We start from the raw sequence: 18,137 nt of genomic DNA, 5'->3' as shown, positions 1-18,137 counted from the left end.
CGGCAACGGCGATCAACCCCGACGGCGGAGACCGGCGGTGCCGAGCGCACCGTGCCTCGTGGCGCACATGTACCGAGGGCGCCCGGCCGAAGTGCGGCTGCTGCCGCCTGGCCGGGCGCCCTCGGTGCCGTATCAGCGGCCGTCAGCCCTTCTTGGCCGAGTGGGCCTCGTCCTTCGGCGACTCCGTCGAGTCCTCCGCCGTCTCCTCGGAGTCCTCGGCCTTGTCCTCGGTCCTGCCCTCGCCCTGGGCACCGGCTGTCGCGCCCTCGGCCGAACCGTCGGAGACACCGTCGGCTTCCGCAGCATCGGCCGGACCGTCGGAGACACCGTCGGCCGAACCGCCGGAGGCGACCGCGGCCGGTTCGACCACCGCCTCCCGCCCCGGCCGCTTCTTCGCCGACACCACGAGGTACAGCACCGCCAGCAGGAAGACGCCCAGCGCGGTCCAGTCGTTGAGGCGGAGGCCCAGGATGTGGTGGGCGTCGTCCACCCGCATGTACTCGATCCAGCCGCGGCCCACGCAGTACGCGGCGACGTACAGCGCGAACGCCCGGCCATGGCCCAGCCGGAAGCGGCGGTCCGCCCAGATCACCAGGAGGCCCACGCCGACGCACCACAGGGACTCGTACAGGAAGGTCGGGTGGTAGTAGCCCGGTACCCGGCCGCCTTCGGAGGAGGTGATGTGCAGCGCCCAGGGGACGTGTGTCTCACGGCCGTACAGCTCCTGGTTGAACCAGTTGCCCCAGCGGCCGATGGCCTGGGCGAACGCGATGCCGGGGGCGACGGCGTCGGCGTACGCGGGCATCGGGATGCCCCTGCGCCGCGCGCCGATCCACGCGCCGAGCCCGCCGAGGGCGATGGCGCCCCAGATGCCCAGGCCGCCCTCCCACACCTTGAAGGCGTCCACCCAGTCACGGCCCTCGCTGAAGTACAGCTCGTAGTCCGTGATGACGTGGTAGAGCCGGCCGCCGACGAGGCCGAACGGCACAGCCCAGACGGCGATGTCGGCGACCGTGCCGGACTGCCCGCCACGGGCGATCCAGCGCTTGTTGCCGAACCAGACGGCAACGAAGACACCGATGATGATGCAGAAGGCGTAGCCGCGCAGCGGGATGGGGCCGAGATACAGCACCCCGTGCGACGGGCTGGGAATGTAGGCAAGTTCCATGGCAGGTCCGACGCTACCGTGCCGGGCCGTGGGGACGGCAAGCAGCCCGGCTACGGGTCCATAACGGGGGCGCGGGAAACGCCCTCACCGCTTGTCGGCGTCCTCCACCATCTGCTTGAGCTTGGCCGGGGTCATCGTCTGGTCCTGATAGATGTTCTTGCCGCCGAGCAGCACCGTGGGCGTGCCGTTGAAGCCGCCGGTCCCAAACGCCTGGTTGGACTTGTCCACCCAGCTGTCATGGGTGCCGTCCTTGACGCACTTCTGGAAGGCGGGCGTGTCCAGGCCCTTCACCTTGCCGGCCAGCGCGATCAGCTTGTCGTTGTCCGCGAAGGCGTCGTCGGTCTCCTTGGGCTGGTTCGCGTACAGCACGTCGTGGTAGTCGCGGAACTTTCCGGCGTCCTGGGCGCAGGCCGCGGCGTTGGCGGCGCGCAGCGAGCCGCTGCCGCCGAGGTTGCCGTCGATCAGCCGGACCAGGTGGTACTCGGTTCTGAGCTTGCCGGCGTCGGCCAGTTCGTGGAGCGTCGGCCGGTAGGCCACCTCGAACGCCTGGCAGGCGGGGCAGCGGAAGTCCTCCCAGACGGTGAGCGTCGACTTGGCGCCGTCCTTGCCCACCGGGATCGCGAGGCTGTCCTTGCCCTGCGCGCCCGAGGGCGCCACGGCCGGGCCCGCATTGTCGCTGCCCTTGTGCTTGCCCGCCTTCGCGGCGACCACGCCGATCACCGCCGCGAGGCCCAGGACGCAGACGACGCTCGCGCCCACGATCAGCGTGCGCCGTCGCTTGTCCGCGGCCTTCTGGTTCTCGCGCTCGACCGCCAGCCGCTCCCGGGCGGTGCGCTTTCCGTCACGGTTCTTCTCGCTCACACCCCCAGAACGAACCGGGGAGGCGCAGCGCGCCTCCCCGGCCGGAGGTCCACTCGTTCGAGTGACCGAATCATTCGCTGCGGGACAGCACGGCGGATCACGCCTGTCCGCGCACGCCCTTCGCCAGCTGACCGGCCAGCTCGCGGATCGCCGCGATGCCGGACGCGTGGTCCGGGGCGTCCAGCATCAGCTTCACGAACGCCGAGCCGACGATGACCCCGTCGGCGAAGCCGGCGACCTCGGCGGCCTGGGCCGCGTCGGAGACGCCGAGCCCGACACAGACGGGCAGGTCGGTGCCGGTGCCGCGGGTCCGCTGGACCAGGTCCTGGGCCTGCGTGCCGACGGACTCGCGGGTGCCGGTCACCCCCATGAGGGAGGCCGCGTAGACGAAGCCGCTGCCTGCCGCGGTGATCTCGGCGAGCCGCTCGTCCTTGCTGCTCGGCGCCACGACGAAGACGGTCGCGAGGCCGTGCTTCTCGGCGTGCTCCCGCCACAGCGCCGACTCCTGCACCGGCAGGTCGGGCAGGATGCAGCCGGCGCCGCCCGCCTCGGCCAGCTCGGCGGTGAAGCGCTCGACGCCGTAGCGGTCGATGGGGTTCCAGTACGTCATGACGAGCACCGGCTTCCGGGTGGCCTCGTACGCCTCCCGGACCGTCCGCATGACGTCGGCGATCTTCACGCCGCCCCGCAGGGCGATGTCGTCGGCGGTCTGGATGACCGGGCCGTCGAGCACCGGGTCGCTGTGCGGCAGGCCCACCTCGACGACGTCGGCGCCGCCGTCGAAGACGGCCTTGATCGACTCGATGCCGCCGTCCACGGTCGGGAAGCCCGCCGGGAGGTAGGCGATGAGCGCGGAGCGGCCCTCCGCCCTGGCACCGGCGAGGGTGTCGGCCAGCAGCCGGATGTTCCCACTCACTTGGCGTCCCCCTCGATCTCGGCGGTGTCGGCTTCGTCGGCGGCCACCTCGGCGTCGGTGTCGTAGAGGCCGAAGTAGCGGGCGGCGGTGTCCATGTCCTTGTCGCCGCGGCCGGAGAGGTTGACGACGATCAGGCCGTCCTTGCCCAGCTCCTTGCCGACCTCGAGGGCACCGGCGAGCGCGTGGGCGCTCTCGATGGCCGGGATGATGCCCTCGGTACGGGACAGCAGGCGCAGGGCCCGCATGGCCGCGTCGTCGGTGATCGCGCGGTACTCGCCCCGGCCGGAGTCCTTCAGGTAGGAGTGCTCGGGGCCGATGCCCGGGTAGTCCAGACCGGCCGAGATCGAGTACGGCTCGGTGATCTGGCCCTCGTCGTCCTGGAGGACGTAGGAGCGGGAGCCGTGCAGGATGCCGGGCTCGCCCGCGGTCAGGGTGGCCGCGTGCTCACCGGTCTCGATGCCGTGTCCTGCGGGCTCGCAGCCGATCAGGCGGACGCTCTCGTCGGGGATGAAGGCGTGGAAGAGGCCGATGGCGTTGGAGCCGCCGCCGACACAGGCGACGGCCGCGTCCGGGAGGCGGCCGGCGCGCTCCAGGAGCTGGCGGCGGGCCTCGACGCCGATGACCCGGTGGAAGTCGCGGACCATGGCCGGGAAGGGGTGCGGGCCGGCGACCGTACCGAACAGGTAGTGGGTGCGGTCGACGTTGGCGACCCAGTCGCGGAACGCCTCGTTGATCGCGTCCTTGAGGGTGCGGCTGCCGGACTTCACGGCGACGACCTCGGCGCCGAGCATGCGCATCCGGGCCACGTTGAGGGCCTGGCGCTCGGTGTCGATCTCGCCCATGTAGATGGTGCAGTCGAGCCCGAACAGCGCGCAGGCGGTGGCCGTCGCGACGCCGTGCTGCCCGGCGCCGGTCTCGGCGATGACCCGGGTCTTGCCCATGCGCTTGGTGAGCAGGGCCTGGCCGAGCACGTTGTTGATCTTGTGCGAGCCGGTGTGGTTGAGGTCCTCGCGCTTGAGGAACACACGGGCGCCGCCCGCTTCCGCGGCGAAACGGGGGACCTCGGTGAGGGAGCTGGGGCGGCCGGTGTAGTTGACCAGCAGGTCGTTGAGCTCGCGGGCGAACTCGGGGTCGTGCTTGGCCTTGTCGTACTCGACGGCGACCTCGTCCACGGCGGCGACGAGGGCCTCCGGGATGAACTTGCCGCCGAACGCGCCGAAGTAGCCTTCGGCGGTGGGGACTTGGCCTTCCGGATCGGGGAAGAAGAAGTCACTGGGCATGCGGATACCTCACGGTGAGTGCGGTGGAAAGACACTGTTCGCCGTGGGGGCGGGGCCAGCCGTACGGCCTCAGGCCGCGTGTGGTTGCTCGCGCAGTTCCCCGCGCCCCTCTGGGGCGCGCTGCCATCGACGTCCGTTCACCTGTCCCGGCTCGTCACCGATGACGTACCGCACCCGACGACCGTGCACGCGCCGGGCCGGCGCGCGGCAGCCCCGGGGGCGGCAGCCGCGCGCGAGGCGGGCGTACCGGTCGGTGGTCATGGTGGGAGTCATCGCACTCAAGCCTAGCGGGAGATCAGCCGCGCCCGTGCCGCAGGGCCGGGTGTTCGCCCGCCGCCACGAGGTCGGCCACGGCCGCCTTCGGGTCGCGTCCGGTGACCAGGGACTCGCCGACCAGCACCGCGTCGGCACCGGCGTTGGCGTAGGCGATCAGGTCGTGCGGGCCACGGACGCCGGATTCGGCGACCTTGACGAGGTGGTCGGGGATCTCCGGGGCGATCCGCTCGAACGTGCCGCGGTCGACCTCCAGCGTCCTCAGGTTGCGCGCGTTGACGCCGATGACCTTGGCGCCCGCGTCCACCGCCCGCTCGACCTCTTCCTCGTCGTGCACCTCGACGAGGGGGGTCAGGCCGATGGACACCGCCCGCTCGATCAGCGACTCCAGGGCCGACTGGTCCAGGGCGGCCACGATCAGCAGCGCGAGGTCGGCGCCGTACGCACGGGCTTCCCACAGCTGGTACGAGGTGACGATGAAGTCCTTGCGCAGCACCGGGATGTCCACGCGCGCGCGGACGGCCTCCAGGTCGGCGAGCGAGCCGCCGAAGCGGCGCTGTTCGGTGAGGACGGAGATGACGGCCGCGCCGCCCGCCTCGTAGTCCGCCGCGAGCCCGGCCGGGTCGGCGATCGCGGCCAGCGCGCCCTTGGAGGGGCTGGAGCGCTTGACCTCGCAGATCACCTTGACGCCGTCGCCCTTGAGCGCGGCCACCCCGTCCTTGGCGGCGGGGGCCTTGGCCGCGCGCTCCTTGAGCTCGTCGAGGCTGACGCGTGCCTGCCGCTCCGCGAGGTCGGCACGGACTCCGTCGATGATCTCGTCGAGCACACTCACGCGAGCGGCCCCCTTTCAGACGGTGGTTCCTTCAGGTGTGGAAAACCTGTGGTCAATGCGATGGTATCCGCAGGAACGCCGAGGCTTCGCATCCGGCGAATGCCGGTCCCACTACCTGGACGTATCTCGTTCGATCAAGGGTGCAGCCAGCCACCGAACGGCAGGTTCCGGACGACGGTGAAGACCAGCAGCAACGTGCCCACGGTCCACAGGTGCGCCGGTCCGAGGCCGAGCCGCAGCGGCCGGCCGCGCGCCGCGCGGATCATCCAGACGGTCCACAGGACGGCGAAGCCCAGGTAGGCCGCGACGCCCGGCGCGTTGTCGCGCAGGGCGGTCAGGAGGTCGCCGTGGACGAAGGCGTGCGCGCTGCGCAGCCCGCCGCAGCCGGGGCAGTACAGGCCGGTGAGCCGGTACAGGGGGCAGACCGGGTAGTGGCCGGGTTCGTTCGGGTCGACGGCGCCGACGTAGGCGAAGGCCCCGGCGACGGCCGCGCACAGCGCCACGGGTACGGCGACCCGGCGCCGGACGGGGCCGGGGGACGGGAGCGGGCCCGCCTCAGCCCGGGGCGCCTGTGGCGGGACGGTACGGCTGTCGGCGTTCACGCGGGCATTCTGCCCCGCCGGTCCGGCACCCGCGCGCGCAGCGGACAGGTCCGGCAGCCGCGCGCAGCGGATTTCGTCGGGCGGGCCCGCGGGACGACGAGGGGCGGCCCCGTACCGTCTCCGGTGCCGGGCCGCCCCTCGGGGGAAGCGCTGTTCAGCTCTCCGCGGCGGCCGGCTCGCGGGTCACGGTGGGGGTGGCGTGCGGGAGCGCAGGGGACTGCTTGGGCTGGCCGAGGCCCATGGCGCGCATGATGCCGCCGACCACGCCTCCGAGGACCACGATCACCATGCCGGCCCAGAAGCCGACGGGCTGGGCCATCACCATGAAGGCGCCCGAGACGCAGAAACCGATGAAGGCGATGGTGACACCGGTCCAGGCGGCCGGGGTGTGACCGTGGTTGCTGCCCGCCATGACTTAGCTCCTCGTTGCTGTGTACGTGTCGTCGTAGGCGTCGTACGTGTCCGTACGGCTCTGAGCCCGCCCGTCACTGTCCGAGCCCGATGCTCGTCGTTCATTCTCCCGTACGCGTGCGGGTGCCGGACGCGGGGGTGGCGTCTGATTCGCCACACCGGGTTCATCAGGTCCGGGAGGCACGGCCGGGAGGCGCGGGCGTGCACGCCTGCGGGTGCCGGACGCGGGGGTGGCGTCTGATTCGCCACACCGGGTTCATCAGGTCCAGGAGGCACGGCCGGGAGGCGCGGGCGGCGGTTCAGGCGCCCGTCGGGTCCTCGCCCCGGTCCAGGGCCTTCCAGATCTCCTCGGGCCGCTCCGGATCGGCCGGCCGGGCCGTGCGCCGGGGACGGGCGGTGCCGCGCTCGTAGCGGCCGGACATCGCGGGCCACAGGCCGCCGTAGCGCAGGGCGAGCAGCCCGGCGAGCAGGATCAGCAGTCCGCCGACGGCCGCGACGTAGGGCCAGCCGGTGTGGCTGAGCGCGTCGACGGTGGCGGAGGTGTCGCCGCTGGCCTTGGCGGCCTTCTCGTCCAGCGCGGAGCTGTCGGAGGCGGTCATGAAGGCGGCGGCGGCGATCCCGGCACCGGACAGCGCGAGCAGCGCGGAGACGAGGAGACGGCCGGCCCTGCGGACGGCGAAGACGGCGACGAGCGCGGCGAGGCCCACTATGGCGAGGGCCGCGGGGACGCCCGTGACGTCGCTGCCTCTGGCGGTCAGCGGGAACGCGCCGCCGGCCACCGTCGCGGTGCCCTCCGCCCAGCGCTGCCGCGTCGCGAGCAGCGTCACGGCCGCGCCGAGCGCGCCGAAGAGAAGGGCCACGGCGAGACTCCGCCGGCCGGACCGGGTGGGCGCGGCGGCTTCGGAGCGGGGGTGAGGTACGGCTGTCACGTACTCCACTATCGCCTGAACCCCGGGCGAACGGTCACCCGGGGTTCCCATGAGAAGGGTGAGAAGCGCCCTATTGCCCCAGCCGGTTCGCCGTGTGCACGGCCCGCAGCACCGCGGCGGCCTTGTTGCGGCACTCCTGGTCCTCCGCGACCGGGTCGGAGTCGGCGACGATGCCCGCTCCGGCCTGGACGTAGGCCGTGCCGTCGCGGAGCAGGGCCGTACGGATGGCGATCGCGGTGTCGGAGTCGCCGGCGAAGTCCAGGTAGCCGACGCAGCCGCCGTACAGGCCGCGCCGGGAGGGCTCGAGTTCGTCGATGATCTGCATGGCGCGGGGCTTGGGGGCGCCGGAGAGGGTGCCCGCCGGGAAGCACGCGGTGAGCACGTCGAAGGCCGTCCGGCCGGGGGCCACCTTGCCGGTGACGGTGGAGACGATGTGCATCACGTGCGAATAGCGCTCGATGGACATGAAGTCGACCACCTCGACCGAGCCGGGCTCGCAGACCCGGCCGAGGTCGTTGCGGCCGAGGTCGACCAGCATCAGGTGCTCGGCGCGCTCCTTGGGGTCGGCGAGCAGTTCCTCGCCGAGGGCCTGGTCCTCCTGCGGGGTGGCGCCGCGGTGCCGGGTGCCGGCGATGGGGTGGACCATCGCGCGCCCGTCCTCGACCTTCACCAGCGCCTCCGGGGAGGAGCCGACGACGTCGAACCCGTCGAAGCGGAACAGGTACATGTACGGCGAGGGGTTGGTGGCCCGCAGGACCCGGTAGACGTCCAGGGCGCTCGCGGTGCACGGCGTCTCGAAGCGCTGGGAGGGCACGACCTGGAACGCCTCGCCGGCGCGGATGCGCTCCTTGACGTCCTCGACGGCCCGCCGGAAGTCGGGGCCGCCCCACAGGGCGGTGTACTCGGGCAGTTCGGAGGGCGGCAGGACGGCCGGGGGCTGGGCGACCGCGCGCGTGAGGTCGGCCTCCATGGCGTCGAGCCGGGCCACGGCGTCCGCGTACGCCTCGTCGACGCCCGTGTCCAGGTCGTTGTGGTTGATCGCGTTGGCGATCAGCAGGACCGAGCCCTCCCAGTGGTCCATGACGGCGAGGTCGCTGGTCAGGAGCATGGTCAGCTCGGGCAGCTTCAGGTCGTCGCGCTCGCCGGGGCCGATCTTCTCCAGGCGGCGGACGATGTCGTAGCCCAGATAGCCGACCATGCCGCCGGTGAAGGGCGGCAGGCCCTCGTGGTGGGGGGTGTGCAGGGCCTGGAGGGTGGCGCGCAGGGCCAGGAGGGGGTCGCCGTCCGTGGGAACGCCGACGGGCGGGGTGCCGAGCCAGTGGGCCTGTCCGTCCCGCGCGGTGAGCGTGGCGGCGCTGCGGACCCCCACGAAGGAGTAGCGGGACCAGGACCGGCCGTTCTCCGCGGACTCCAGCAGGAAGGTCCCGGGGCGCTCGGCGGCGAGCTTGCGGTAGAGCGCGACCGGGGTGTCGCCGTCGGCGAGGAGCTTGCGCGTGACCGGGATGACGCGGCGGTCGGTGGCCAGCTTGCGGAAGGTCTCTAGGTCCATGGCGGCTGACCTTACTGACCGGACGCCGGAGCGGCGGAATCGGCGTCCTTGAGCAGTACGTCCTCGTCGAAGCAGGTGCGCGCCCCGGTGTGGCAGGCGGCGCCCACCTGGTCGACCTTGACCAGCAGTGTGTCGGCGTCGCAGTCCAGCGCGACCGACTTCACCCACTGGAAGTGGCCGGAGGTGTCTCCCTTGACCCAGTACTCCCGGCGGCTGCGCGACCAGTAGGTGCAACGGCCGGTGGTCAGCGTGCGGTGCAGCGCCTCGTCGTCCATCCAGCCGAGCATGAGCACCTCGCCGGTGTCGTACTGCTGGGCGATGGCGGGGACGAGCCCGTCGGCGCTGCGCTTCAGCCGCGCGGCGATCTCCGGGTCGAGGCTGCTGGGCCGGGGGGTGCCGGTCGTACTGGTCATGGACGCCATTGTGCCGCGCGGCACCGGCCAGACCGGCGCCGTGTCCACTGCGCGGACTCGGCGGCTGGTCGTAGGCTGACATCATGTCGACCTTCGCGAAGCGTGAACGGCTTCTGCTCGCCGACCTCTTGGAAACCGTCGGACCGGACGCCGAGACCCTCTGCGAGGGCTGGCGGACCCGGGACCTGGCGGCGCATGTGATCGTGCGCGAACGCCGCCCGGACGCGGCCGGGGGCACCCTGATCAAGCAGCTCGCGCCGCGCCTGGAGAAGGTGATGGCCGAGTACACCGCCAAGCCGTACGAGGAACTGATCCAGCTGATCCGTACCGGCCCGCCGCGCTTCTCGCCCTTCCAGCTCAAGCAGGTCGACGAGGCGGCCAACATCATCGAGTTCTACGTCCACACGGAGGACGTCCGCCGGGCGCAGCCGGACTGGGGCCGGCGCGAGCTGGACCCGGTGTTCCAGGACGCGCTGTGGTCCCGGCTGGAGCGGGCCGCGCGGCTGATGGGCCGGGGCGTGCCGACGGGGCTGGTGCTGCGCCGTCCGGACGGCCAGACCGTGGTGGCGCACCGGGGCACCCCGGTGGTCACGGTGACCGGTGAGCCGTCGGAGCTGCTGCTGTTCGCGTACGGCAGGCAGAGCGCGGCCAGGGTGGAGCTGGAGGGCGACGGCGACGCGATCACGAAGCTGCACGAGTCCAGGCAGCTGGGCATCTGAGAGGGTCGCCGCATGATCAAGGTCGCGATGACGAGCGTGTACGTGGACGACGTGGCGAAGGCGCACGCCTTCTACACGGAGGTCCTCGGGTTCGAGACCCGCACCCACATGGACCTCGGCGACGACACCCTCTTTGTGACGGTCGGGGCGCGCGAGGGGGCCCAGCCGGATCTCCAGCTGCTGCTGGAGCCCGGGCAGGGCCCGATCGCCGAGCCGTACCGCAGGGCGCTGCACGAGGCGGGGCTGCCGTGCATCGTCTTCTCCGTTGAGGACATCCAGGCGGAGTACGAGCGACTGGGCGGCCTCGGTGTCCGGTTCACGCATCCCCCGCAGGAGCAGGGCCCGGTGCTGGCGGCGGTGTTCGACGACACGGTGGGCAATCTGGTGCAACTGGTGCAGCCGAAGGGGTGAGGCGCCGTCAGCCGGGCAGTTCGGCGCGGCGCAGGGCCGGTACGACGAGGGCGACGGCCCCGCCGAGCCCGCACACGGCGGCACTGACGGCGTAGACCGGGCCGAGCCCGAAGGCACCGATCGCGGCGGCGGCGAAGGGCATGCTCAGCGGGGTGAGGCCGAGGCTGACGAGGCTGGAGACGGCCGTGACACGGCCCAGGTAGGCGGGTTCGGACTGGGTCTGCAGCAGGGCCCCGCACAGCGCGCCGCTGAGCCCGGTGAGCAGGCCGACGAGCAGGGCCGTGCCGACGGCCGCGGCCAGGGTCGGCGCCAGGGCGAGGCTCCCGACGGCCGCGGAGCCCGCGACGCACGCGCAGCCGGTGACGAGCCCGGCCCGTGGCAGCCGGCCCCGCACGGTCAGCAGCAGGGAGGCGGCGCCCGCGCCCACGCCGAACCCCGCGACCATCCAGCCCATGCCACAGGCGCCCCAGCCGCGCCGGTCGGCGAGCAGGGTCAGGCCGACGTTCAGCGGTCCGACGAAGCCCAGGTCGCCCAGGGCGATGGCCACCATCAGCGGGGCGAGCACGCGGTGCCGGCGGATGTGGCGCAGGCCGGCTTTGAGGTCGCTCCAGGCGGTGGTGTTGCCGGCCGCGGGCAGTTCACGCATCCGTACGGAGAGCAGCAGCGGTACCGAGACGGCGATGAGCAGCCCGGCGAGGGTGAAAGCCGCGGCCGCGCCGCCGAGGGCCACGCCGAGCCCGCCGAGGGGGGCGCCGACCACGCTGGAGAAGCGGATGGCGAGGCCGCGCATGCCCTGGACCCGGGCGAGCTGGCCCTTGTCGGTGAGCCGGGCCGGCAGGGCACCCACGGCGGGCATGAACACGGCGTCGACGGTGCCGAAGACCAGCGCCAGCAGGGCGAGCGGCCACAGTCCCGGGCTGGTGACGAAGAGCAGGGCGGCCACGGCGAGGACGGCGGCGCAGCGGACGGCGTCACTGCCGATGACGACCCGGCGCGGGCCGAAGCGGTCGGCGATCACGCCACCGCCGAGCATGAGCACGGCCCTGGGCAGCGCGCTGGCGGCCATCACGAGCCCGGCCTGGGCCGGGGTGCCGGCCTGCACGGCGGCCCAGGACAGGGCGAGGTAGTAGACGCTGTCGCCGAGCATCGAGGAGGTGTAGGCGGTGAGCCAGCGCAGGACGTTCGGGTCGCGGTGGGCCTGCGCGGTCGTCGGCGGCAGGAGCGTGGCGGTCACGAAAGGGGTGTCCTCTCAGACGCGGAACGGGAAGCCGTACACGTGCAGCGCGACGTGCTCACGCCCTGCGGTGTCGCCGGCGGTCTCACGGGCGCGGCCCTGCTCGTCGTAGCGCTTGAGCAGGTCGCGCAGGTCCTTCTTCAGGTCGGCCAGTTCACCGGCCGTGAGCCGCAGAAGGGACTCGGAGTCGTAGGCCGCCTGGCTCCACTCCGGCCCCCAGTGGGCGCGCTCGTCCAGGTAGGTCCGGTGCATCTCGGTGCGCTGGTCCAGGAACAGCCGTGAGGCCGCCAGGTGCGCGCTCACCTGCTCGGGGGCGTCCCGGAAGTCCTCGCCGTGGATGGACACGCCGTCCGAGGAGGGCTGCCACCAGCGCTCCCGCCCGTCCGCGCTGCGCGGCTCGGCCTCCTCCACCAGCCCGTGCTCGGCCAGCTTGCGCAGGTGGTAGCTGACCAGGGAGACGGCCTCGTCGACCTGTTCGGCCAGCTGCGAGGCGGTGGCGGCCTCCGCGACGAAGAGCAGGCGGTAGAGCCTCATGCGCAGGGGGTGGGCGAGGGCTTTCAGGGTGCCCAGGTCCGTGATCCGGCGGTCCTCGTCATGAGCCATACCCCGACCCTAGATACGAAAGAAATATTGCGCAATGGAAGTTGCGCAATATTTCTTTCGTATCTCCCCATGGGAAAGCCCCGGCCACCGGCCGGGGCTCTCCGCGACCTCTACCTGACGGGGTGCCCAGCCCCCCGCAGCGTCTGCTTCACCTCGCCGATCCGCAGGTCGCCGAAGTGGAACACCGACGCGGCCAGCACCGCGTCCGCGCCCGCCGCGACGGCCGGCGGGAAGTCGGTCAGCTTGCCGGCGCCGCCGGACGCGATCACCGGGACGGTCACGTGCTTGCGGACCGCCGCGATCATCTCCAGGTCGTAGCCGTCCTTCGTGCCGTCCGCGTCCATCGAGTTCAGCAGGATCTCGCCCGCGCCCAGCTCGGCGGCCCGGTGCGCCCACTCCACGGCGTCCATCCCGGTGCCGCGGCGACCGCCGTGCGTCGTGACCTCGAAGGATCCCGACTCGGTGCGCCGCGCGTCCACCGACAGGACCAGCACCTGACGCCCGAAGCGCTCGGCGATCTCCCGGATCAGTTCGGGGCGGGCGATCGCGGCGGTGTTCACGCCCACCTTGTCCGCGCCCGCCCGCAGCAGCCGGTCCACGTCCTCGGCCGTGCGGACGCCGCCGCCGACCGTCAGCGGGATGAACACCTGCTCGGCGGTGCGGCGCACCACGTCGTACGTCGTCTCCCGGTCGCCCGAGGACGCGGTGATGTCCAGGAACGTCAGCTCGTCGGCGCCCTCGGCGTCGTACACCTTCGCCATCTCGACGGGGTCGCCCGCGTCGCGCAGGTTCTGGAAGTTGACACCTTTGACGACCCGGCCGTTGTCCACGTCCAGGCAGGGGATCACTCGTACGGCCAGGGTCATGCGGGAACTCCTCGGAACGCCTCCACCTCGACCTCGACGACCAGGCTCGGGTCGACGAAACCGGAGACGATGATCATGGATGCGGCGGGCCGGACGGAGTCGAACAGCTCCTTGTGGGCACGGCCGACCTCCTCGACGTCCCGGGCGTGCGTGAGGTACATGCGCGTCCGCACGACGTCGTCACGGCCGAGACCCACCTGTTCCAGTGCCGCCAGGGCGACGCTGAAGGAGTTGACCGCCTGCTCGTAGGGGCCGCCCCCGGCGATCTGCCCGTCCACGATGGACGTGCAGCCCGAGACCAGCACCAGGCCGTTCGGCAGCTCCACCGCACGGGAGTAGCCGAACTGCTCCTCCCAGGGCGCGCCGGTCGACACGCGTCGCACGTCACTCACTTGGCTACCGCCTCCAGGGCCTCTTCCAGGGTGAACGCCTTCGCGTACAGGGCCTTCCCGACGATGGAGCCCTCGACACCGAGGGGTACCAGCTCGGCGATGGCGCGGAGGTCGTCCAGGGACGACACGCCGCCGGACGCCACGACCGGCCGGTCCGTCGCCGCGCAGACGTTCTTCAGCAGCTCCAGGTTCGGGCCCTGGAGCGTGCCGTCCTTGGCGATGTCGGTGACGACGTAACGGGCGCAGCCCTCCTTGTTCAGACGCTCCAGCGTCTCGTAGAGGTCGCCGCCGTCACGGGTCCAGCCACGGCCGCGCAGGGTGGTGCCGCGCACGTCCAGGCCGACCGCGATCTTGTCGCCGTGCTCGGCGATGACCCTGGCGACCCACTCGGGGGTCTCCAGGGCGGCGGTGCCGAGGTTCACCCGGGTGCAGCCGGTGGCGAGGGCGGCGGCGAGGGTGTCGTCGTCGCGGATGCCGCCGGACAGCTCCACCTTGATGTCCATCGCCCCCGCGACCTCGGCGATCAGCGCGCGGTTGTCACCGGTGCCGAACGCGGCGTCCAGGTCGACCAGGTGCAGCCACTCGGCGCCGGAGCGCTGCCAGGCGAGGGCGGCCTCCAGCGGCGAGCCGTAGGAGGTCTCGGTCCCGGACTCGCCGTGCACGAGACGGACGGCCTGGCCGTCGCGGACGTCGACGGCGGGGAGGAGTTCGAGCTTGGCCATGGTCTACAGGGTTCCGATCCAGTTGGTGAGGAGCTGGGCGCCGGCGTCGCCGGACTTCTCGGGGTGGAACTGCGTGGCCCACAGGGCGCCGTTCTCCACGGCGGCCACGAACGGCTTGCCGTGCGTCGACCAGGTCACCTTGGGGGCCGCTATCACCGGGTTGTGGGCCTCCAGCCGCCAGTCGTGCACGGCGTAGGAGTGCACGAAGTAGAAGCGGGTGTCGGCGTCCAGGCCGGCGAACAGCTGTGAGTCGGCCGGGGCGTCCACGGTGTTCCAGCCCATGTGCGGCACCACGTCGGCCTGGAGCGGCTCGACCGTGCCGGGCCACTCGTCCAGGCCCTCGGCCTCCACGCCGTGCTCGATGCCGCGCGCGAAGAGGATCTGCATGCCGACGCAGATGCCCATGACCGGGCGCCCGCCGGACAGGCGCCGGTCCACGACCCAGTCACCGCGGGCGCCGCGCAGGCCCCGCATGCAGGCGGCGAAGGCACCGACGCCCGGCACCAGCAGGCCGTCGGCGTTCATCGCCTTGTCGAAGTCGCGCGTGATCTCGACATCGGCTCCCACGCGCGCGAGGGCACGCTCGGCGGAACGGATGTTGCCGAAGCCGTAGTCGAAGACGACGACCTTCTTCGGTGCGCTCATCAGCTCCACACCTCCAGTCGCATGACACCCGCGACCAGGCACATGGCCGCGCCGATGGAGAGCAGCACGATGAGGCTCGTGGGCATCTTCTGCTTGACGAAGGAGATGATCCCGCCGACGAGGAAGAGGCCGACGACGATCAGGAGGGTGGACAGACCGGTCATGGGTTACAGCGCGCCCTTCGTCGACGGGAGGATGCCGGCCGCGCGCGGGTCGCGCTCGGAGGCGTACCGCAGTGCCCGGGCCAGCGCCTTGAACTGGCACTCCACGATGTGGTGGGCGTTGCGGCCGTACGGCACGTGCACGTGCAGCGCGATCTGCGCCTGGGCGACGAAGGACTCCAGGATGTGCCGGGTCATCGTCGTGTCGTACTCGCCGATCATCGGCGCCATCTTCTCGGGCTCGGTGTGCACGAGGTAGGGGCGGCCGGAGAGGTCGACGGTGACCTGGGCGAGGGACTCGTCCAGCGGGACCGTGCAGTTGCCGAAGCGGTAGATGCCCACCTTGTCGCCGAGGGCCTGCTTGAAGGCGGCGCCCAGCGCGAGGGCGGTGTCCTCGATGGTGTGGTGGGAATCGATGTGCAGGTCGCCGTCGGTCTTCACGGTCAGATCGAACAGGCCGTGCCGGCCGAGCTGGTCGAGCATGTGGTCGTAGAAGCCGACGCCGGTGGCGATGTCGGTCTTCCCGGTGCCGTCGAGGTCTATCTCGACGAGGACCGAGGTCTCCTTCGTGGTGCGCTCCACACGTCCTACGCGGCTCATACCTGGGGCTCCTTCTTGACTTCACGGACCGCGTCGAGGAACGCGTCGTTCTCTTCGGGGGTTCCGGCGGACACCCGCAGCCACCCGGGCACGCCGTTGTCCCGGACCAGGACACCCCGGTCGAGGATCTTCCGCCAGACCTCGTGGGCGTCGTCGAACCGCCCGAACTGCACGAAGTTGGCGTCCGACTCGGTGACCTCGTAGCCGATCGCCCGGAGCTCGGTGACCAGCCGGTCCCGTTCCGCCTTCAGCTGCTCGACGTACCCCAGCAGCGTGTCGGTGTGCTCCAGCGCGGCCAGCGCGGTCGCCTGGGTGATCGCCGACAGGTGGTACGGCAGCCGGACGAGCTGTACGGCGTCCACGACCGCCGGGTCGGCCGCGAGGTAGCCGAGTCGCAGGCCGGCCGCGCCGAACGCCTTCGACATGGTCCGGGAGACGACCAGGCGGGGGCGGCCCGCCAGCAGCGGCAGCAGCGACTCGCCGTGGCTGAACTCGACGTACGCCTCGTCCACGATCACCATGGACGGCCTGGCCGCCTGGGCCGCCTCGTACAGCGCGAGGACCGTCTCCGCCGGGACGGCGTTGCCGGTGGGGTTGTTGGGGGTGGTGATGAAGACGACGTCGGGCCTGTGCTCGGCGATGGCCCGCTCGGCGGCGGCGCGGTCGATCGTGAAGTCCTCGTTGCGCGGACCCGCGATCCAGCCGGTGCCCGTCCCGCGCGCGATGAGCGCGTGCATCGAGTACGACGGCTCGAAGCCGATCGCCGTACGGCCCGGTCCGCCGAAGGTCTGCAGCAGCTGCTGGATGACCTCGTTGGAGCCGTTGGCGGCCCACACGTTCTGCATGCCGAGCGGGTACTTGCCCGTCCTCGTCAGGTACTTGGCCAGCTCGGTGCGCAGCTGGACCGCGTCCCGGTCCGGGTAGCGGTTCAGATCGCGGGCGGCGTCACGCACCCGCTCCGCGATCCGCTCGACCAGCGGCTCGGGCAGCGGGTAGGGGTTCTCGTTGGTGTTCAGCCGGACGGGCACGTCCAACTGGGGCGCGCCGTAGGGGGACTTGCCGCGCAGCTCGTCCCGGACGGGGAGATCGTCGATGCCGGTCACTTGCTCTCGGGTACCTTCCAGCCGAACCTCGCCTTGATCGCCGCGCCGTGCGCCGGGAGGTCCTCCGCCTCCGCCAGCGTCACCACGTGGTGCGCGACCTCGGCCAGCGCGTCCTGCGTGTAGTCGACGATGTGGATACCGCGCAGGAACGACTGCACGGACAGGCCCGAGGAGTGGCAGGCGCAGCCACCGGTGGGCAGGACGTGGTTGGACCCGGCCGCGTAGTCGCCGAGCGAGACGGGGGCCCAGGGACCGATGAAGATCGCGCCGGCGTTCTTCACCCGGTCCGCGACCGCGGCGGCGTCGGCCGTCTGGATCTCCAGGTGCTCGGCGCCGTACGCGTCGACCACCTTCAGGCCCTCCTCGACGCCGTCCACGAGGACGATCGCGGACTGCCTGCCCTTGAGCGCGGGCACGATCCGGTCGTCGATGTGCTTGGTGGCCGCGACCTGCGGCTCCAGTTCCCTCTCCACCGCGTCCGCCAGTTCGACGGAGTCGGTGACCAGGACGGCCGCCGCGAGCGGGTCGTGCTCGGCCTGGCTGATCAGGTCCGAGGCGACGTGCACCGGGTCGGCGGTGGCGTCCGCGAGGACCGCGATCTCGGTGGGGCCGGCCTCGGCGTCGATGCCGATCTTGCCGGTGAAGTAGCGCTTGGCGGCGGCGACCCAGATGTTGCCGGGGCCGGTGACCATGTTGGCGGGCGGGCAGGACTCGGTGCCGTGGGCGAACATCGCGACGGCGGTGGCGCCGCCGGCCGCGTACACCTCGTCCACGCCGAGCAGGGCGCAGGCCGCGAGGATCGTCGGGTGCGGCAGGCCGCCGAAGTCGGCCTGGGCCGGTGAGGCGAGCGCGATGGACTCGACACCGGCCTCCTGCGCGGGCACCACGTTCATGATCACGGAGGACGGGTAGACCGAGCGGCCACCGGGCGCGTACAGCCCGACGCGCTCGACCGGCACCCACTTCTCGGTGACCGCGCCGCCGGGCACGACCTGGGTGGTGCGCGTCGCCCGGCGCTGCTCGCGGTGGACCAGCCGGGCGCGGCGGATGGACTCCTCCAGGGCGGCGCGCACCGCCGGGTCGAGGCCGGCGAGCGCGTCGGTGAGCGCCTGGGCCGGGACACGGACGGTTTCCAGCCGTACTCCGTCGAACTTCTCGGCGAAGTCGATCAGCGCCGCGTCGCCACGATGATGCACGGCCTCGCAGATCGGACGCACCTTCTCCAGGGCGGCCTGAACGTCGAAGTCGGCTCGGGGCAGCAGGTCGCGCAGGGCGGGGCCCTCGGGAAGGGCATCGCCGCGCAGATCGATTCGGGAAATCACAGTCCCAATTCTCTCAGACCGCCGTCGGGAGCCGTTCGCGCGTATCAATGGCTGATACAGAACGTGGGCCAATGACTGGTACAGAGGCTGGCCGGAACCCGGAAGATCGCATTCACTCTTTGTGT

Annotated in this window: 23 protein-coding genes; 2 read left to right on the top strand and 21 right to left on the bottom strand. The window is 71.9% G+C overall.

The window, feature by feature from the left end; translation table 11 throughout:
* Positions 1 to 142: 142 nt before the first annotated feature.
* The 11 genes from lgt to hisI all read right to left on the bottom strand — a co-directional run bounded on the left by lgt (position 143) and on the right by hisI (position 9,234).
* Positions 143 to 1,168, bottom strand: a complete 1,026-nt coding sequence (gene lgt / locus ACIGYR_RS12295) for a prolipoprotein diacylglyceryl transferase (protein ID WP_399595409.1) — start codon at positions 1,166 to 1,168, stop codon at positions 143 to 145.
* An 84-nt stretch (positions 1,169 to 1,252) separates the two neighbouring features.
* Positions 1,253 to 2,029 carry a DsbA family protein gene (locus ACIGYR_RS12290; RefSeq protein WP_399595411.1) on the bottom strand — a complete coding sequence of 259 codons (777 nt, stop codon included), beginning with the start codon at positions 2,027 to 2,029 and terminating at the stop codon, positions 1,253 to 1,255.
* 97 nt (positions 2,030 to 2,126) lie between these two features.
* A complete protein-coding gene (gene trpA, locus ACIGYR_RS12285) occupies positions 2,127 to 2,945 on the bottom strand; it encodes a tryptophan synthase subunit alpha (RefSeq protein WP_391839258.1) in 819 nt (272 codons plus the stop codon).
* A complete protein-coding gene (trpB, locus tag ACIGYR_RS12280; protein ID WP_391839256.1) occupies positions 2,942 to 4,225 on the bottom strand; it encodes a tryptophan synthase subunit beta in 1,284 nt (427 codons plus the stop codon). The genes trpA and trpB overlap by 4 nt, the downstream gene beginning before the upstream one ends.
* 69 nt (positions 4,226 to 4,294) lie before the next feature.
* Complete coding sequence (trpM, locus tag ACIGYR_RS12275) at positions 4,295 to 4,498, bottom strand: tryptophan biosynthesis modulator TrpM (RefSeq protein WP_391839254.1); 204 nt, start codon at positions 4,496 to 4,498, stop codon at positions 4,295 to 4,297.
* A gap of 22 nt (positions 4,499 to 4,520) precedes the next feature.
* Positions 4,521 to 5,330, bottom strand: coding sequence for an indole-3-glycerol phosphate synthase TrpC (gene trpC / locus ACIGYR_RS12270; protein ID WP_399595414.1), 810 nt, complete (start codon positions 5,328 to 5,330; stop codon positions 4,521 to 4,523).
* Between the two features lie 134 nt (positions 5,331 to 5,464).
* Positions 5,465 to 5,932, bottom strand: coding sequence for a DUF2752 domain-containing protein (locus tag ACIGYR_RS12265; protein ID WP_399595415.1), 468 nt, complete (start codon positions 5,930 to 5,932; stop codon positions 5,465 to 5,467).
* Positions 5,933 to 6,086: 154 nt separating this feature from the next.
* The gene (locus ACIGYR_RS12260) at positions 6,087 to 6,344 is read right to left on the bottom strand and encodes an HGxxPAAW family protein (RefSeq protein WP_399595416.1); all 258 of its coding nucleotides are present in this window, start codon (positions 6,342 to 6,344) and stop codon (positions 6,087 to 6,089) included.
* A gap of 298 nt (positions 6,345 to 6,642) precedes the next feature.
* Positions 6,643 to 7,281, bottom strand: a complete 639-nt coding sequence (locus tag ACIGYR_RS12255; protein ID WP_391839248.1) for a TIGR02234 family membrane protein — start codon at positions 7,279 to 7,281, stop codon at positions 6,643 to 6,645.
* A 61-nt stretch (positions 7,282 to 7,342) separates the two neighbouring features.
* Positions 7,343 to 8,821, bottom strand: coding sequence for an anthranilate synthase component I (locus ACIGYR_RS12250; protein WP_399595417.1), 1,479 nt, complete (start codon positions 8,819 to 8,821; stop codon positions 7,343 to 7,345).
* Between the two features lie 11 nt (positions 8,822 to 8,832).
* On the bottom strand, positions 8,833 to 9,234 hold the full coding sequence (hisI, locus tag ACIGYR_RS12245; protein ID WP_391839245.1) for a phosphoribosyl-AMP cyclohydrolase: 402 nt from the start codon (positions 9,232 to 9,234) through the stop codon (positions 8,833 to 8,835).
* Between the two features lie 83 nt (positions 9,235 to 9,317).
* Here hisI and ACIGYR_RS12240 point away from each other — a divergent pair, with 83 nt between their 5' ends.
* Together ACIGYR_RS12240 and ACIGYR_RS12235 are read left to right on the top strand one after the other, a co-directional pair.
* Positions 9,318 to 9,953, top strand: coding sequence for a TIGR03085 family metal-binding protein (locus ACIGYR_RS12240; protein WP_391839243.1), 636 nt, complete (start codon positions 9,318 to 9,320; stop codon positions 9,951 to 9,953).
* 12 nt (positions 9,954 to 9,965) lie between these two features.
* Positions 9,966 to 10,364 carry a VOC family protein gene (locus ACIGYR_RS12235; RefSeq protein WP_399595419.1) on the top strand — a complete coding sequence of 133 codons (399 nt, stop codon included), beginning with the start codon at positions 9,966 to 9,968 and terminating at the stop codon, positions 10,362 to 10,364.
* Between the two features lie 7 nt (positions 10,365 to 10,371).
* Here ACIGYR_RS12235 and ACIGYR_RS12230 read toward each other — a convergent pair whose 3' ends face one another.
* The 10 genes from ACIGYR_RS12230 to hisD all read right to left on the bottom strand — a co-directional run bounded on the left by ACIGYR_RS12230 (position 10,372) and on the right by hisD (position 18,012).
* Entirely contained in the window at positions 10,372 to 11,598 is a 1,227-nt protein-coding gene (locus tag ACIGYR_RS12230) for an MFS transporter (RefSeq protein ID WP_399595422.1), read from the bottom strand.
* A gap of 15 nt (positions 11,599 to 11,613) precedes the next feature.
* Positions 11,614 to 12,201, bottom strand: a complete 588-nt coding sequence (locus ACIGYR_RS12225; protein ID WP_399595424.1) for an ArsR/SmtB family transcription factor — start codon at positions 12,199 to 12,201, stop codon at positions 11,614 to 11,616.
* A gap of 110 nt (positions 12,202 to 12,311) precedes the next feature.
* On the bottom strand, positions 12,312 to 13,067 hold the full coding sequence (hisF, locus tag ACIGYR_RS12220; RefSeq protein WP_399595426.1) for an imidazole glycerol phosphate synthase subunit HisF: 756 nt from the start codon (positions 13,065 to 13,067) through the stop codon (positions 12,312 to 12,314).
* Positions 13,064 to 13,459, bottom strand: a complete 396-nt coding sequence (locus ACIGYR_RS12215) for a RidA family protein (RefSeq protein ID WP_399595428.1) — start codon at positions 13,457 to 13,459, stop codon at positions 13,064 to 13,066. The genes hisF and ACIGYR_RS12215 overlap by 4 nt, the downstream gene beginning before the upstream one ends.
* Positions 13,456 to 14,181, bottom strand: coding sequence for a bifunctional 1-(5-phosphoribosyl)-5-((5-phosphoribosylamino)methylideneamino)imidazole-4-carboxamide isomerase/phosphoribosylanthranilate isomerase PriA (gene priA / locus ACIGYR_RS12210; protein ID WP_391839233.1), 726 nt, complete (start codon positions 14,179 to 14,181; stop codon positions 13,456 to 13,458). Before priA ends, ACIGYR_RS12215 begins: the two co-directional genes overlap by 4 nt.
* Positions 14,182 to 14,184: 3 nt before the next feature.
* Positions 14,185 to 14,826 (bottom strand): imidazole glycerol phosphate synthase subunit HisH, encoded by a 642-nt coding sequence (gene hisH / locus ACIGYR_RS12205; protein ID WP_391839231.1) that lies wholly within the window; start codon positions 14,824 to 14,826, stop codon positions 14,185 to 14,187.
* Positions 14,826 to 14,990 (bottom strand): hypothetical protein, encoded by a 165-nt coding sequence (locus ACIGYR_RS12200; RefSeq protein ID WP_391839230.1) that lies wholly within the window; start codon positions 14,988 to 14,990, stop codon positions 14,826 to 14,828. The genes hisH and ACIGYR_RS12200 overlap by 1 nt, the downstream gene beginning before the upstream one ends.
* A 3-nt stretch (positions 14,991 to 14,993) precedes the next feature.
* A complete protein-coding gene (hisB, locus tag ACIGYR_RS12195) occupies positions 14,994 to 15,587 on the bottom strand; it encodes an imidazoleglycerol-phosphate dehydratase HisB (protein ID WP_019328035.1) in 594 nt (197 codons plus the stop codon).
* Positions 15,584 to 16,690: a histidinol-phosphate transaminase gene (locus ACIGYR_RS12190; RefSeq protein ID WP_391839228.1), complete on the bottom strand. Its 1,107-nt coding sequence runs from the start codon at positions 16,688 to 16,690 to the stop codon at positions 15,584 to 15,586. Before ACIGYR_RS12190 ends, hisB begins: the two co-directional genes overlap by 4 nt.
* Positions 16,687 to 18,012 (bottom strand): histidinol dehydrogenase, encoded by a 1,326-nt coding sequence (gene hisD, locus ACIGYR_RS12185; protein WP_399595431.1) that lies wholly within the window; start codon positions 18,010 to 18,012, stop codon positions 16,687 to 16,689. The genes ACIGYR_RS12190 and hisD overlap by 4 nt, the downstream gene beginning before the upstream one ends.
* Positions 18,013 to 18,137 lie beyond the last annotated feature (125 nt).

Origin of the sequence: Streptomyces sp. NPDC053076 (assembly GCF_044546845.1) — a bacterium.
GTDB lineage: Bacteria > Actinomycetota > Actinomycetes > Streptomycetales > Streptomycetaceae > Streptomyces.
The sequence above is the reverse complement of the archived record's forward strand: the minus strand, read 5'-3'. Positions and strand labels throughout refer to the sequence as shown.

Excerpts from the sequence above, each read along its gene's own strand:
- hisI (WP_391839245.1), bottom strand. The coding sequence starts at position 9,234 with ATGACCAGTACGACCGGCACCCCCCGGCCCAGCAGCCTCGACCCGGAG.
- lgt (WP_399595409.1), bottom strand. The coding sequence starts at position 1,168 with ATGGAACTTGCCTACATTCCCAGCCCGTCGCACGGGGTGCTGTATCTC.
- hisH (WP_391839231.1), bottom strand. The coding sequence starts at position 14,826 with ATGAGCGCACCGAAGAAGGTCGTCGTCTTCGACTACGGCTTCGGCAAC.
- ACIGYR_RS12260 (WP_399595416.1), bottom strand. The coding sequence starts at position 6,344 with ATGGCGGGCAGCAACCACGGTCACACCCCGGCCGCCTGGACCGGTGTC.
- ACIGYR_RS12250 (WP_399595417.1), bottom strand. The coding sequence starts at position 8,821 with ATGGACCTAGAGACCTTCCGCAAGCTGGCCACCGACCGCCGCGTCATC.
- ACIGYR_RS12240 (WP_391839243.1), top strand. The coding sequence starts at position 9,318 with ATGTCGACCTTCGCGAAGCGTGAACGGCTTCTGCTCGCCGACCTCTTG.
- ACIGYR_RS12225 (WP_399595424.1), bottom strand. The coding sequence starts at position 12,201 with ATGGCTCATGACGAGGACCGCCGGATCACGGACCTGGGCACCCTGAAA.
- trpB (WP_391839256.1), bottom strand. The coding sequence starts at position 4,225 with ATGCCCAGTGACTTCTTCTTCCCCGATCCGGAAGGCCAAGTCCCCACC.
- ACIGYR_RS12200 (WP_391839230.1), bottom strand. The coding sequence starts at position 14,990 with ATGACCGGTCTGTCCACCCTCCTGATCGTCGTCGGCCTCTTCCTCGTC.
- priA (WP_391839233.1), bottom strand. The coding sequence starts at position 14,181 with ATGGCCAAGCTCGAACTCCTCCCCGCCGTCGACGTCCGCGACGGCCAG.
- trpM (WP_391839254.1), bottom strand. The coding sequence starts at position 4,498 with ATGACTCCCACCATGACCACCGACCGGTACGCCCGCCTCGCGCGCGGC.
- ACIGYR_RS12235 (WP_399595419.1), top strand. The coding sequence starts at position 9,966 with ATGATCAAGGTCGCGATGACGAGCGTGTACGTGGACGACGTGGCGAAG.
- hisF (WP_399595426.1), bottom strand. The coding sequence starts at position 13,067 with ATGACCCTGGCCGTACGAGTGATCCCCTGCCTGGACGTGGACAACGGC.
- hisB (WP_019328035.1), bottom strand. The coding sequence starts at position 15,587 with ATGAGCCGCGTAGGACGTGTGGAGCGCACCACGAAGGAGACCTCGGTC.